The sequence below is a fragment of the Natronorubrum tibetense GA33 genome (assembly GCF_000383975.1).
GTDB lineage: Archaea > Halobacteriota > Halobacteria > Halobacteriales > Natrialbaceae > Natronorubrum > Natronorubrum tibetense.
The window spans coordinates 3,958,620-3,970,975 of the sequence record NZ_KB913017.1 but is presented as its reverse complement, the minus strand read 5'-3'; the positions used below and the strand labels follow the sequence as shown (position 1 = coordinate 3,970,975).

Genomic DNA, 12,356 nt, shown 5'->3' with positions numbered 1-12,356 from the left:
TTCGGCTCAGTGCGTGCCACCGATGCACCAGTCGGGAACGGTTCCGACTCGAGAAACGAAGACTGAGCCGATACGATACTTTATCTGCTCCTCTGGAAGGGATGAGTATGCGCCTTTTCACCCCCTGAGTTTGAGTTGGAGGGGTGGGGGGAGCCGAGCGCCGCGATCGTCGCGATGGGCCTCGCCCTCGCGACCGTCGGAATCGTCCAGACGATCACGTCGCCGGCCACATAGCCGGTCGTCGCGCTCGAGTTGTCGTCTCGTTGCTGGTCCCGACGGGCCTCGCCACCGGCGGCTACTGGCTGGCCAGACGAAACGTCGCGCCGGACGTCCGCTCTCGAGTCGCGATCTGGGTCTCGATCGGCATCGTCACCGCCTGCGGACTCGGCGACTGGCTGTTGCTCTACATCTTCCTCGAGGGCGGGACCAACGTCGAACCGCTATCTTTCGTGACGACGCTCGCGGCGGTCGGCGTCGCGACGGGATTCGTCGCCGCCGTTCGCGTGACGCCTCGAGAAATCGGCCGATCTCTTCGGGGGAGCTGTGCGCCGAGATTTTCGGACTCACCGGGATGGATCCGCTCGGAGAGCGTCGTCAGTGTGGAACGGGAGAGACTCAGTACGCCTCTCGGGAGTCGTGCTGTGCTGGTTTGAATCTCACCGACAACGGCATGATACTACAGATTCGTTCGTCTACGCGCATCACTGGTGGCTGCAGTCGAAAGCGCTGGGACAACGGCGGGACCGCGTCTTTCACCACCGACACCAGTAACGGGAATCGAAAGACAGTTTGAGGGGACGATGCTACGGAGAGGCATGCTTTCGATCGCGCTTGCCGGGAAACCGAACGCCGGCAAGTCCACGTTCTACACCGCGGCGACGATGGCGGAGGTCGACGTTGCTAACTACCCCTTTACCACCATCGACGCCAACCGCGGGGTCAGCTACGTCCGGACGGAGTGTCCCTGCCTCGAGCGCGAGGAGCGCTGTAACGCCGACAACTGCGAGGACGGCAAACGCTACGTCCCGATCGAACTGCTCGACGTGGCGGGCCTGGTACCTGGCGCTCACGAGGGGAAGGGGCTCGGAAATCAGTTCCTCGACGAACTCACGAACGCGGACGTGATCGTCAACGTCATCGACGCCTCCGGCGGGACCAACGCGAAGGGCGAACCCGTTGATATCGGAGAACACGACCCGCTCGAGGATATCGACTTCGTCGAGGAGGAGATGGATCTCTGGCTCGCTGGGATCGTCGAGGACAACTGGGAGTCGGTCGAGCGCAAGTCACGCTCGCCGGATTTCGACATCGACGAAGTGCTCGCCGACATGCTCTCGGGGTTCGGTGCCTCACCGACGCAGATCGCGAAGGTGCTTCGGGAACTCGAGTATCCCGACGACCCCATCCAGTGGGAGGACGACCACCGCGAGGAACTCGCTCGACTGGTCCGCGAACGGACCAAGCCGATCGTCGTCGCCGCGAACAAGATCGACGTCGCACCCCAGGAGAACGTCGAGAAATTGCTCGAGTTAGATAAGCCGGTCATCCCGACCACCGCGGAGGGCGAACTCGCCCTTCGCCGCGCCGCGGAGAACGGACTCGTCGACTACGACCCCGGCGACGAGACCCTCGAGATCGGCGATGGTGTCAACGACGCCCAGCGCGAGGCGCTCGAGGGACTCGCTCAAACGATGGACGAGTGGGACGGCACCGGCGTGCAGTCCGCGCTGAACTACGCAGTCTACGAGTTGCTCGAGTACCTCACGGCTTACCCGGTCGAGGACGCGGCGAAGTGGTCCGACGGCAGCGGTAACGTCCTGCCCGACGCTTTCCTCTTGCCCGACGGCTCGACGCCCGTCGACCTCGCCTACGCCGTCCACTCCGACATCGGCGACGGCTACCTGCACGCCGTCAACGCGAAGTCGAGTCGGGAGGTTAGTGATGGGTACGAACTCGAGGAGGGTGACGTGATCAAGATCGTATCTACTAACTGACTATATTGTAACAAATAAGACTCTGCGTTTTAGGCGGGCGCGGTGATCAGTACAGGTAAAGGCGTTACCGGAGCAGCCGCCTATTTCTCGGATAGGTGTCAGAAACGACCTGCTGAATATAGAGCATGTATCTTGCAGGAGCAGCGGTCAATACGGATGAAGTTATTAATAAATGTTGATCAGCGGAACTATTTTGTCGAATGAGAGGAATTATCTACTATACTCTTATGACTCACCAATCGCCCGTCGCTCTTTTTCAACGTTGGCAGTCTTCGATTGATGATATTCGGTTGGTGGGGGCTACACTCCTTGGTGCCATTAGCATCGTTGTCGGTATTTACCTTCCGTGGCTCCAATCGAATCCCGCGCGTGAGGTGATCCGCCATGTATACCTGCCGGGAATGTCATCGGGACTTGAATTTGACGTGACGCTTGCTCTTCTCCTGCTCATCGCCGTCTCGGTGGCTATGAGTATCCTTGTCGGATACTCACAGTTCACAGCAATGATTTTTGTTCTCACAGGATTGAGTTCGATAGCGCTCCCTTCGTACCTTCTACTCGACATTTATGCCGTGTATGGAGGCGATTTTATTCCCCAGATTGGCAGTCTGTTGACTATCCTCGGGGGAACCGTTGTTCTCGTTACTGGTATAGCCGTGTTTATCAACAAGTTATAGTGGGAGTTTCTTCGTCCGAGTTACCAGTACCAACGGTCAAACGAGTTGTCCTTTATCTGTTCAATCTAATCTAGCGAAATTGGATGCAACATTCGCGCCCTGTATTCAGCACGGTTCGACGAACATAGTCTGTGTTTGATACATAACTCACCGTTCAGTCTGCACCTGTAGTGACCGCGAAGGTCAAAGCAAATCAAGATCGAGTTTATACGTTGTGTACACTGTGTGCACTCAGATATGGTAATCAAGATCGTGAGTACTAACTGATAAAACCGAGTCGTAGCGCGTTACTCGTTTTCGAGCGCGTCGTAGATATCTCGGTTCGCGTCCCGGTCAGCCGCTGCCACCCGCTGGACGAGTTCTCGTCGGATGTCGTCCATTACTTCATCAAGTGGGGAACCGGACTCTGAACCTTCCTCGGTCGCCATGGTTGGAGTATCGTCCTGACTGCGGTTAATCGTTCGGGTTAGACGAGTCGCCGGTTAGTTCGTCCAGTCCGTACCGGATGAGATCATCGCGCCACTGTTCGATCTCGCCTGCGAGGTCGATTTCTTCGGTGTGTGATCGAAGGTATTCGAGGGTTTCCGTCTCGTTGACGGTTGCCTGATCCGTGCCAAACTGCTTGAGGATCGTCCTGATTTCGCCGTCGTACGTGAACCGATACCCGTTGAGGAAATAGAATACGACCGTCGTGTTGAGCGCGGTGCGTTTGTTTGCGTCGACGAACGGGTGGTTCGCCACCAACAGTCGGATGAGGTGAAACGTTTTCTCGTGAATCGTCTCGGGTGCCGTTCCGAAACTCCCACTCTCGATGTAGTTCAGGACAAACTCGATATCCCCACGATTTTGGATACCAGCGTGCGTGTCAGAATACTCTGATACGATGTCGTCGTGGATGGCGAGAACGTCGCCTACTGACGGATACCAGAGCGAGTCTGCCATTCGTTCGTTCAATCAGACTGCACCCGAAGTAACCCTTGCTATTGTAGCTCACTGAACTTGAGTGGATTTATCCGCTGTGTACGTTGTGTGTACTCAGAAGTACTGATCAAGATCGTGAGTACGAATTGATAACATTGGCGACGACACACTCGTAGTGGTTACTCCGACTCACTCCAACGGCTGTGCGTAGTCGACTTGCTTCGGTCGAAAATTCGTGTTGCGGTAGAACCTGCGTGCGCCCTCGTTCTGCCACTCACAGGAGACTTTGAGATGGTCACATCCTCTCTCGCGAGCCAGTTCTTTCACGCGTTCGACGACGGCTGTGCCGTGGCCTCGACTTCGGTAGTCCTCGTCGATAGCGAGATTCACGATGCGGAGATACTGCGAGTACTGCCGAGACGGGTGACGGCCCTGACGGAGCGTGACGAAGCCGATCGTCTCGCCCTCGTGAACGATACGGTAGTCGGTGACGTCTTCGTCCTCGAGGTGCGCGCGGAAGCCGTCTTCGATGGTTCCCTCGATTGCGTCCGCGTCGAGTTCGTTCAGTTCTGAGTACGTCTCCATCGCTTTCGCGAGGGAGTACCAGCGGTCAGCGAGCGCATCGAGATCAGCTGCGGTGGCTTCTACAAGTTCCATACGTGGATTCCTCAACGCTCGCTCTTCAGGCTTCGGCCGGTGTGTTGGCCTCCCACATCGGACCCGGCCTCTGATAAATTACCCGAGGCTGCAAGCCGGATGTATTACCGTTTCGGCAGACCCCGAAAGCGCAAAATTCGTTAGGTATACGGCTTATTCCGGACGTTCCCGCATATCCGGTCCATGGTGGAGAAGACGCGATCCGCGGACGAACTCAGTCGTGACGAAGCCGCCGAACACCTTCGAGCGCTGGCCGACGAACTCGAGGACGGCGATCAGGCGACGATCCGAACCGGGAACAAGGCGGTTGACCTCCGACCGCCGGAGTCGATCGCCTACGAGGTCGGCATCATCGAGCGCTCGTCGCTGCTGCGCGGCCAGCGCGAAACGGTGACCCTCAAGATGGGGTGGAAGCCGCCGAGCGTGTCCGAAGAAGCTGAATAGCGCTATCGTCGGTCGACGTTCGACTCGAGACCGTCTCACTGATAGCTCAACGGGTACGTTTCGAGTCGCGTTCGAACCGATCATCAGCGTGCAATGCTCTCGAGGACCGCCTCAGACGAATACGCTCCCGATTAGCAGTCGGAGTCCGAGTCCGACGAGGATCAGTCCCGAGAGCCAGCGCACGCCGCCGGCGACTCGCGGCCGCGCGAACAGCAGCCGACGGACGGCGCTCGAGCCGACTGCTACCGTCGCGAGGTAGCCCATGGTTACGACGGCGTAGAGCGCGCCGAGGATCGACAGCTGCGTCGGGACGTGACCGGCTCGATCGACGAACTGCGGGAGGAAGGCGAGGAAGAACAGCGCCACCTGCGGGTTCAGGATATTGACCAGCACGGCCTCCCGAAACGGGCTCGCCGTCGAGGGGTCGTCATCTTCCAGCAGGAGTCCATCGTCTCGGATCGTCCGAACGCCCAGGAAGACGAGGTAGCCCGCGCCGACGATCGTCACGGCGGCGAAAGCGAGTTCGGACGCCCGAAAGACGGCGGAGAGCCCGACGACCGCCGCGAGGGTGTGGACGAGCACGCCGACGCTGATCCCCGCGGCGGAGGCGATGCCGGCGTCGCGACCGTCGCCGACGCTCCTCGTGAGTACGTAGAGCGTGTCCGGACCGGGCGAGAGGATCATCGCACCCGCCGCGACGAGGTAGACCGCAAGGAGCGTCGGTTCGATCAGCGCGGGTGCGATACGCTCGAGCATCGACGATTACCCCTCGAGCGGGCTGTCGCGTAGGTCGGACGGCCCGCCATCGCCGCTGAGAACGAGGGGGCACGCGAGGCGATACCGGTGGGCGATTCGCTGTCGGATCACTGCCGATCAGTTTCTCAGTCGGCGACAAAAGCGATGCGACTCTTCGGGAGTGGATCTCGAGGATGGATGCGGTTCCCTCGCTCTCGAGTGGGCGTGTGACTCCCTGCGGCGTGACGAGAGTGTCCCTGCGACGCGTCGAGAGTGTGACCGATCTCCACGGGGCGATGACTGACCTGATACGTTAATACTCTCGAGGGCTTACACGGAGTCGACACGATGAGCGAATCACGACCAACGCTGATGGAGGACCTCGAACGGGCGGGCCGGGAGAGCATGCCGCATCTGTTGGGTGCGATCGTCTCGGCGGTCGTCTCGCTGCTGGTCCCGCTCGCGGGGATCGTCGCGGCCTACAGCGGCTACCGGCTGACGACGGTCATGGAGCGGTCGTGGTTCGGCCTGCTGTTCGCCGTCTTCGGCGTCGTGAGCCTCGTTTCGTGGCTGGTGTTGATCTGGGGTCCACACCTGTTCTGATCTTCCTGATCGTACACCGGCGTTGCGAGCGACGGCTTCCGACGCTTCGAGTACCGACGTGTTCGTGTCGTCAACCGATCGCCGCTAGCGGCTCGAACCAGACCGCGGCGACCAGCACAGCTAGGAAGACGTACGATCCGCGGACGAGCAACATGGTCGCGAGATCCGGCCCGGTCCGGTAGGCGATGGCGGCGACGACGGCGAACGCGAGTGCTGCGAGGATCGCCGTCGGTGGAAACACGCGAGCGACGGCAAAGCCGAGCACGACGAGGAGTGCGGTCACCATCAGGCCGTACGCGACGGCGTGCGCTCGTTGCGGGCCGACCGTAACCGCGACGGTCCGCTTTTCGATCGATCGATCGTAGTCGTAGTCCTGTGCGTCGTCGACGACCTTGATGCCCGACAGCAAGACGAGGAAGACGACCGCGAACCCGAGCGGGACGGCAGTTATCGTTCCGGCTTGCACGTAAAACCCGCCGAGCAGCGAGAGCGCGATCCCGAGCGGATAGCCGGTCGTCGCCGTAACGGGGTTCGTGTCGAGTTGTGGGGCGTGGTGATAGGCGATCACCCACGTCGGCAGCGTCAGCGCGACCGCGATCCAGCCGACGGAGAGCCAGAGGAGGAGACAGCACACGCCGAACGTCGCCGTCGAGAGGACGAGACCGACGCGACAGCCGCGTTCCGTTAGCGGGTGGTCGTCGTCCTCACCGCGGACGTAGAAGTCGACGTAGCCGTCCTTGAGGTGAGCGGTGTAGACCGCCGCGAAGATCGCGACGACGTGGATCGCCGCGAGCGTCGGCTCGAGCGCGCCGGCGAGGACCACACCGAACAGCGACGCTGCGAGCGGGGGCAGCATGAACACTGGATGGACCTGCGACCAGAAGGCCCGTGCCGTCCCGCTCACGCCGTGCTCCGCTCTTGAGAGGGCCATGACTGGGGTGACCACGAACTGACGTAAAATACCGCGGGTGGCTCCTGCGCTCGAGCGGGCCTATCGCGGGAGGTACGCGATGCCGTCCGGGTGCAGTTCCGTCTCGTACCGTTCGACGGCCTCCCACGTCGTACAGTCGATCACGGAGACGTCGTTCGTCTTGTTGTTTGCGACGAAGGCTCGCTCGCCGTCGGGATCGAAGACGGTCCCGCCGGGCCAGATTCCGACGGGAATCCGGGCGATCTCCCACGGCCGTTGCTCGCCGTCGCGGACGTGTTCGGTGTCGATCAGCGACACGTCGTTCGACTCCCGGTTGGGTACGAGCACGTGTCTCCCGTCCGGCGACGACACGACGCGGATCGGCGTCTCGCCGAGCAACGCGCGGTTCGTCTGCGCTAACGTGTCGGGGTCGAGCACGGAGAGCATTCCGTCCTCCTGGTTTGCCACGAGCAGGCCCGCCTCGGGGTGGACTTCGATCCCCTCCGGCTCCTCGCCGACCCGCGGGTCGGCGATGATCCGTCGCTCCTCGGCGTCGATCGCGGTCACGTTTTCGCTGCCGATGTTGGCGACGAACGCCCGCCCCTCGTCCGGCGTGAACGTAACCATGTGTGATTTGTCCTGATACGTCGGGAATTGGTCGACGATCTCGTCGGTCTCGATATCGATCACGTAGATGCGACTGCTGTAGGTCGAAGCGAGCCACAGCTCGTTTGCGCGCTCGCGGATCGCGAGTCCGTGCGGGAAGTCGAACCCCTCGTCCTCGATCGTCGCCGTTCGCTCCCACGTCTCAGTGTCGAAGGCGAGCAGCGCGTTCCCCAGCGAACACGTGACGTAGGCCGTCTCGCCGTCCGGTGTAACGGCGATTTCGTGGGGATTGAACGCCGTCTCCACGACGGTCTCGGTCGCGCCGGTATCGGCGTCGATGACCGACATCGTGTCGGAGTCCTTGTTGAGAACCAGCAACTGATCGTTCATGGACGAGCGAAGTGAGTCTCATCTCCTAAAGGTCTCGAAATCACCTCGTCGTGAACGGGTCGCTGGAACACACAGATTCATGTGGTCGCACGGGACACGATATCCCATGACTGACGGATACACTGGTGCGGATCTCTTCACGGACGCGCTCGAGTCCTACGGCGTCGACTACCTCTTCGGGAATCCGGGTACGACGGAGCTTCCGATCGTGGACGCGATCGGGCAGAGCGACCTCGAGTACGTGCTTGGCCTCCACGAGGACATCGCCGTGGGTATGGCTTCGGGCTACGCCCAGACGCGACGGTACCACTCCCATCACGACGAGTCCATCACACCCGTTGGCGTGGCGAACCTCCACATCGCGCCGGGGCTGGCCCACGGGCTGGGGAACCTCTACGCGGCCAAGATCACCGGCGCGCCGGTGGTCGTCACCGCCGGAAATCACAGCACCGACTTCCGCCACGAGGAGCCGATCCTCTCGGGCGGGCTGGTCGAGATGGCCGAGCAGTTCTGCAAGTGGTCCGACGAGGTGTTAGACGTCGAGGCGCTGCCGACGATGCTCCGGCGCGCGTTCCGCGTCGCGATGACGCCGCCGACCGGTCCCGTCTTCCTCGGCCTCCCGCTGGACGTCATGCTCGCCGAAACCGACGCCGAACCCGAACGCCTCGGCGCGATTCCGAACGCGGGCAGCGGCGATCCGGCACAACTCGAGCACGCCGCCGACCTGCTCGTCGAGGCCGACAACCCGGTGCTGGTCGTCGGCGACCACGTCGCGCGCTCCGGCGCGGACGCCGTCGCCGCGGCGGTCGAACTCGCGGAGGCGACCGGGGCTCGCGTCCACGGCGAGATCCTCTCTTCGGAGGTCGACTTCCCGACCGACCACGACCAGTGGGTCTCCTACATCCCGCCGAACGAGGACCTCGCGTCCATGCTGATGGATACGGATACGGTCGCCTTTATCGGCTGTTCGACCAACACGACGCTGACTCGTCACGAGGAGGCGCTGGTCGATCCGGACACGACGTGTATCCACGTTAGCGACGACGACTGGCAGGTCGGCAAGAACCAGCCCGCCGACGCGGCCGTCATCGGCGATCCCGGGCTGATCCTGCAGGGGCTCATCGAGCGCGTGCAGGGTCGCCTCTCCGAGGAGACCGTCCAGGAACGACTCGAGAACGTCGCTGCGATCAAGGAGATGGTCGAGGCGAAGATGGCGGGCATGGGCGAGGGCGACGCCGAAGATGACCCGCGGGCCTCGAAGGCCGAACTCGTCGACGCGATGGAACGGGTGGCCGGAGACGCCGCGATCGTCGACGAGGGCGTGACCTCGAAGTACGCCATGCTGACCCGCTGGAACTTAGCGCCCGAGCAGTACATCTCGAACAAGGGCGGCGGGCTCGGCTACGGGCTCCCCGCCTCCGTGGGCGCGGCCATCGCCGAGGGCCAGCGCGACGACCCGCGGGACGTCATCGGCTTCATCGGCGACGGCTCCTACCTCTACTACCCCCACTCCATCTACAGCGCGGCCCGCCACGACGTCGACCTCACGGTCGTCATCTCGGACAACCGCAACTACCGCATCCTGAAGGACAACACGCTCAAGCTGATGGGCGGCGAGGAGGCCGACTACGAGTTCACCGCCATGGACTTCGATCCGGCCGTCGACCTCGTGAAGAACGCAGAAAGCCACGGCGCGCGGGCCGAACAGGTCGAAACGCCGGACGGAATCGAAGGGGCGCTCGAGGAGGCCCTCTCAAACGACGGCGTGGACGTGCTCGACGTGTTAGTGCACGACTGATACGGTTTGCTGTAACGATTTACCGGTGGGACCGCGATCCGTCCTGCGGTCCCACCGCCACTGACTTACAGCAGACAATATGAGGCGGGGTCGCTCGAGGTGGTTCAGGGCCGGCAGCCGTCGAATCCCAGTTAGCACTCGATGTTTCCCTTGCTCGATTCTAGGAACACGAACGAATCGTCACCGGTGACGAGCGCGGTCGCAGCCACCGGATCGGACCGAATGGTCGTCATGTCCATCTCGTGCCACCCTGCGCCGTTCAGTTGGAATTCGAAGGTGAACGCGCCCTCGGTCGGTTCCACGTCGGCCGCTTCGACCGTTAGCCACTCGTGTGGCTCGAGGGCTGCTTCCTCGTCGTACAGTCGGTCGTCACCCTCGCGAAGCCGCAGTCGAACGTGGTGCGTCTCGGTCTCGTCGTCGTTGAAAACCATCGCCTGACACAGTCGGACGGAGTCCGCCGTCTTGTCGTCCGTTTCGCGAACTCGATCGAGACAGCCGCTCATTGGTAGGAGTACGCCACCGGAGAGTACCTGGAGGGTAGTTCGGCGAGTGAGACGACGCACTACTGTACGGAATGTCACTCGAGGTGAACAAATTTGTTATTCTACGATCAATCTCGCCCCAAACGACGGACGGAACAGACGAGCGCCGTTCAATACTGGTCCCGAACGTTGTCGATCTGACACTGCACACAGAGATCGTCGGCGAAACACGAGATGTCGTCGTAGGGGCAATCGTACGCCTCGACGTGGACGGAGAGGCTGCGCTTTTCCCGCTGCCAGACGCTCTCCCAGTCGTCGATGTCCATCTCCGCGGAGGTGAAGACGACGGCCCCGTCTCGATCCACGATCTTCGCCACCGTGACCGAGTGCTGTCGCTCCCTGACGAGTTCGATCGCTCGCTCGTACGACGCACAGTCGATCTCCTCCGTTTCCGCGTCGTCGTCAAGGAGCCGGACCGTGATCGACCCGTCGTACTCCTCCGTCGGTTCCAACCCGTGAGTCACGATAGCTACTGACTCAAGGGTCGTAAAAAAGGTGGGGTTCGAGGAGCGACGTGTTCGGATCACCCTCGAATGGGGTTCTCGTTACGCCGCTTCCTCTAAGCTCACTCCCCTTCGTCTGGGAAGATCTTCCCCGGATTCAGCGTCCCCGTCGGATCCAGCGCCCGCTTGATCCGTCGCATCGCGTCAACCGCACCGGCACCGTGTTCGGGCTCGAGGTACTCCTGCTTTCCCTGTCCGATTCCGTGCTCGCCCGTCGAGGTGCCGCCGATCGCTATCGCCTGTTCGACGATCTCCTTGTACAACTGCTCGCCGCGCTCGAGTTGCTCGGGATCGTCCGGATCGACGAGCACGCTGTAGTGGAGGTTGCCGTCGCCCGCGTGGCCGAAGCAGGGGACGAGCAGTCCGTACTCCTCCTCTAACCGTTTGGCCTCGTGGACGATCTCCGGATAGGCGCTGATCGGGACCGTCACGTCGCCGGGGTGTAACGGCCGTAGATCGGGATCATAGCTCTGCACGGCGTAGGCTAACTCCCGCCGGGCCCGCCAGAGCGATTCCATCTCCGCGTCGTCGTCGCTCATCTCGAAGCGGGCCACGTCGTGGTCCTCGAAGATGGTCCGACAGAGGTCGATCTCCTCCTCGACGCCGTGGTTGGCGTGGAACTCGAGGAAAACCATCGGCGCGTCCGGCAGGCCGGAGTCGAGGTATTCGTTGGCCATCCGGGCACTCAGCCCGTCGACGAGTTCGATTCGGGCGACGTCAACATCGGTTCGCACGGCGTCGAAAACTGCTGCCGTCGCGTCGTCGAGCGTCTCGAAGATTGCCCGCCCGCCGCGGATTTGCTGGGGACGGCCGGCCAGCCGGAGGGTGGCCTCGGTGACGACGGCCAGCGTCCCCTCGCTGCCGACGAGCAGTTCGGTCAGGTTGTAGCCGCTCGAGGTCTTGATCGCTCGCGACCCCGTCCGGACGACCGTTCCGTCGGCCAACACGGCCTCGAGGCCGAGCACCCAGTCGGCGACCTCGCCGTACTTGACGGTCTGCATGCCGCTGGCGTCGGTCGCGATCATCCCGCCAATCGTCGAGATGTCGCCCGAGGAGGGAAGCGGCGGGAAGAACAGGCCGTCCCCGGCGACGTACTCGTCGACCGCCGAGCCGATGATTCCGGGCCCGACGTCGATCTGAAAGTCGTCCGGCCGGTAGTCGACGATGTCGTCTATTCGGGTCAGGTCCATGCTGATCCCGCCCTGGGCCGGAACGGCGTTCCCCTCGAGTCCCGTTCCCGCCGCGTAGGGCGTGACGGGCACGTCGCGTTCGGTCGCGGCGGCGAGAACCGCCGAGACGTCCTCCGTCGTCTCCGGCCAGACGACGGCGTCCGGAAGCACGCCGCGTCCGTCCTGCTCCGCCCCCCAGTCGGCGGCGTGTGTTTCCCGGCGTCCCTCCGCGAACGATAGCTGGTCGTCCGCGAGGTCGAGATCCTCGAGGAACGAACAGTCGTGTGTCATACGTGGTCGTTGTTCACATCCCGTATCAACGTTTCCCAAGTAGCTCCCTTGGGTTCCCGTTGACCGATGTCGAGGGTCGCCCCGTCCGTTTCTTCGAGCAAACGTCACGGGTCTCG

At 62.3% G+C, this 12,356-nt stretch carries 15 protein-coding genes; 6 read left to right on the top strand and 9 right to left on the bottom strand.

Annotation, left to right across the window (positions count from 1 at the left end; all coding sequences use genetic code 11):
• The first annotated feature begins 263 nt into the window (after window positions 1-263).
• The 3 genes from NATTI_RS0120375 (at window position 264) to NATTI_RS0120365 (ending at window position 2,671) form a co-directional block, all read left to right on the top strand.
• The gene (locus NATTI_RS0120375) at window positions 264-653 is read left to right on the top strand and encodes a hypothetical protein (RefSeq protein WP_006087966.1); all 390 of its coding nucleotides are present in this window, start codon (window positions 264-266) and stop codon (window positions 651-653) included.
• A gap of 162 nt (window positions 654-815) precedes the next feature.
• On the top strand, window positions 816-1,994 hold the full coding sequence (locus NATTI_RS0120370; protein ID WP_006087967.1) for a redox-regulated ATPase YchF: 1,179 nt from the start codon (window positions 816-818) through the stop codon (window positions 1,992-1,994).
• 293 nt (window positions 1,995-2,287) lie between these two features.
• Window positions 2,288-2,671: a hypothetical protein gene (locus NATTI_RS0120365; protein WP_152423921.1), complete on the top strand. Its 384-nt coding sequence runs from the start codon at window positions 2,288-2,290 to the stop codon at window positions 2,669-2,671.
• Between the two features lie 287 nt (window positions 2,672-2,958).
• Here the strand turns inward: NATTI_RS0120365 and NATTI_RS26650 are convergent, their stop codons facing one another.
• From NATTI_RS26650 to NATTI_RS0120350, 3 genes are all read right to left on the bottom strand, one after another.
• A complete protein-coding gene (locus tag NATTI_RS26650) occupies window positions 2,959-3,099 on the bottom strand; it encodes a hypothetical protein (RefSeq protein ID WP_006087969.1) in 141 nt (46 codons plus the stop codon).
• A gap of 25 nt (window positions 3,100-3,124) precedes the next feature.
• A complete protein-coding gene (locus NATTI_RS0120355; RefSeq protein ID WP_006087970.1) occupies window positions 3,125-3,613 on the bottom strand; it encodes a type II toxin-antitoxin system death-on-curing family toxin in 489 nt (162 codons plus the stop codon).
• Between the two features lie 168 nt (window positions 3,614-3,781).
• Window positions 3,782-4,249, bottom strand: coding sequence for a GNAT family N-acetyltransferase (locus NATTI_RS0120350; protein ID WP_006087971.1), 468 nt, complete (start codon window positions 4,247-4,249; stop codon window positions 3,782-3,784).
• 183 nt (window positions 4,250-4,432) lie between these two features.
• Here NATTI_RS0120350 and NATTI_RS0120345 point away from each other — a divergent pair, with 183 nt between their 5' ends.
• The gene (locus tag NATTI_RS0120345) at window positions 4,433-4,693 is read left to right on the top strand and encodes an amphi-Trp domain-containing protein (RefSeq protein WP_006087972.1); all 261 of its coding nucleotides are present in this window, start codon (window positions 4,433-4,435) and stop codon (window positions 4,691-4,693) included.
• 111 nt (window positions 4,694-4,804) lie between these two features.
• Here the strand turns inward: NATTI_RS0120345 and NATTI_RS0120340 are convergent, their stop codons facing one another.
• A complete protein-coding gene (locus NATTI_RS0120340; protein ID WP_006087973.1) occupies window positions 4,805-5,449 on the bottom strand; it encodes a LysE family translocator in 645 nt (214 codons plus the stop codon).
• A gap of 327 nt (window positions 5,450-5,776) precedes the next feature.
• Between NATTI_RS0120340 and NATTI_RS0120335 the strand changes: the two genes are divergently transcribed.
• Window positions 5,777-6,031 carry a hypothetical protein gene (locus tag NATTI_RS0120335; RefSeq protein WP_027119245.1) on the top strand — a complete coding sequence of 85 codons (255 nt, stop codon included), beginning with the start codon at window positions 5,777-5,779 and terminating at the stop codon, window positions 6,029-6,031.
• Between the two features lie 70 nt (window positions 6,032-6,101).
• Here the strand turns inward: NATTI_RS0120335 and NATTI_RS0120330 are convergent, their stop codons facing one another.
• Window positions 6,102-6,962 carry a UbiA family prenyltransferase gene (locus NATTI_RS0120330; RefSeq protein ID WP_027119244.1) on the bottom strand — a complete coding sequence of 287 codons (861 nt, stop codon included), beginning with the start codon at window positions 6,960-6,962 and terminating at the stop codon, window positions 6,102-6,104.
• A 60-nt stretch (window positions 6,963-7,022) separates the two neighbouring features.
• The gene (locus tag NATTI_RS0120325) at window positions 7,023-7,937 is read right to left on the bottom strand and encodes a beta-propeller fold lactonase family protein (protein ID WP_006087976.1); all 915 of its coding nucleotides are present in this window, start codon (window positions 7,935-7,937) and stop codon (window positions 7,023-7,025) included.
• Between the two features lie 106 nt (window positions 7,938-8,043).
• On the opposite strand from NATTI_RS0120325, the gene NATTI_RS0120320 reads away from it, so the two are divergent.
• Window positions 8,044-9,735 (top strand): thiamine pyrophosphate-binding protein, encoded by a 1,692-nt coding sequence (locus NATTI_RS0120320; RefSeq protein ID WP_019992078.1) that lies wholly within the window; start codon window positions 8,044-8,046, stop codon window positions 9,733-9,735.
• Between the two features lie 131 nt (window positions 9,736-9,866).
• Here NATTI_RS0120320 and NATTI_RS0120315 read toward each other — a convergent pair whose 3' ends face one another.
• The 3 genes from NATTI_RS0120315 to NATTI_RS0120305 form a co-directional block, all read right to left on the bottom strand.
• Window positions 9,867-10,238, bottom strand: coding sequence for a hypothetical protein (locus tag NATTI_RS0120315; protein ID WP_006087977.1), 372 nt, complete (start codon window positions 10,236-10,238; stop codon window positions 9,867-9,869).
• A 149-nt stretch (window positions 10,239-10,387) separates the two neighbouring features.
• Window positions 10,388-10,741 (bottom strand): hypothetical protein, encoded by a 354-nt coding sequence (locus tag NATTI_RS0120310; RefSeq protein WP_027119243.1) that lies wholly within the window; start codon window positions 10,739-10,741, stop codon window positions 10,388-10,390.
• A gap of 101 nt (window positions 10,742-10,842) precedes the next feature.
• Window positions 10,843-12,240 carry an FAD-binding oxidoreductase gene (locus NATTI_RS0120305; RefSeq protein ID WP_006087979.1) on the bottom strand — a complete coding sequence of 466 codons (1,398 nt, stop codon included), beginning with the start codon at window positions 12,238-12,240 and terminating at the stop codon, window positions 10,843-10,845.
• Window positions 12,241-12,356: the final 116 nt, after the last annotated feature.

Excerpts from the sequence above, each read along its gene's own strand:
- NATTI_RS0120315 (WP_006087977.1), bottom strand. The coding sequence starts at position 10,238 with ATGAGCGGCTGTCTCGATCGAGTTCGCGAAACGGACGACAAGACGGCG.
- NATTI_RS0120335 (WP_027119245.1), top strand. The coding sequence starts at position 5,777 with ATGAGCGAATCACGACCAACGCTGATGGAGGACCTCGAACGGGCGGGC.
- NATTI_RS0120330 (WP_027119244.1), bottom strand. The coding sequence starts at position 6,962 with ATGGCCCTCTCAAGAGCGGAGCACGGCGTGAGCGGGACGGCACGGGCC.
- NATTI_RS26650 (WP_006087969.1), bottom strand. The coding sequence starts at position 3,099 with ATGGCGACCGAGGAAGGTTCAGAGTCCGGTTCCCCACTTGATGAAGTA.
- NATTI_RS0120350 (WP_006087971.1), bottom strand. The coding sequence starts at position 4,249 with ATGGAACTTGTAGAAGCCACCGCAGCTGATCTCGATGCGCTCGCTGAC.
- NATTI_RS0120325 (WP_006087976.1), bottom strand. The coding sequence starts at position 7,937 with ATGAACGATCAGTTGCTGGTTCTCAACAAGGACTCCGACACGATGTCG.
- NATTI_RS0120370 (WP_006087967.1), top strand. The coding sequence starts at position 816 with ATGCTTTCGATCGCGCTTGCCGGGAAACCGAACGCCGGCAAGTCCACG.
- NATTI_RS0120340 (WP_006087973.1), bottom strand. The coding sequence starts at position 5,449 with ATGCTCGAGCGTATCGCACCCGCGCTGATCGAACCGACGCTCCTTGCG.
- NATTI_RS0120305 (WP_006087979.1), bottom strand. The coding sequence starts at position 12,240 with ATGACACACGACTGTTCGTTCCTCGAGGATCTCGACCTCGCGGACGAC.
- NATTI_RS0120345 (WP_006087972.1), top strand. The coding sequence starts at position 4,433 with ATGGTGGAGAAGACGCGATCCGCGGACGAACTCAGTCGTGACGAAGCC.
- NATTI_RS0120355 (WP_006087970.1), bottom strand. The coding sequence starts at position 3,613 with ATGGCAGACTCGCTCTGGTATCCGTCAGTAGGCGACGTTCTCGCCATC.
- NATTI_RS0120320 (WP_019992078.1), top strand. The coding sequence starts at position 8,044 with ATGACTGACGGATACACTGGTGCGGATCTCTTCACGGACGCGCTCGAG.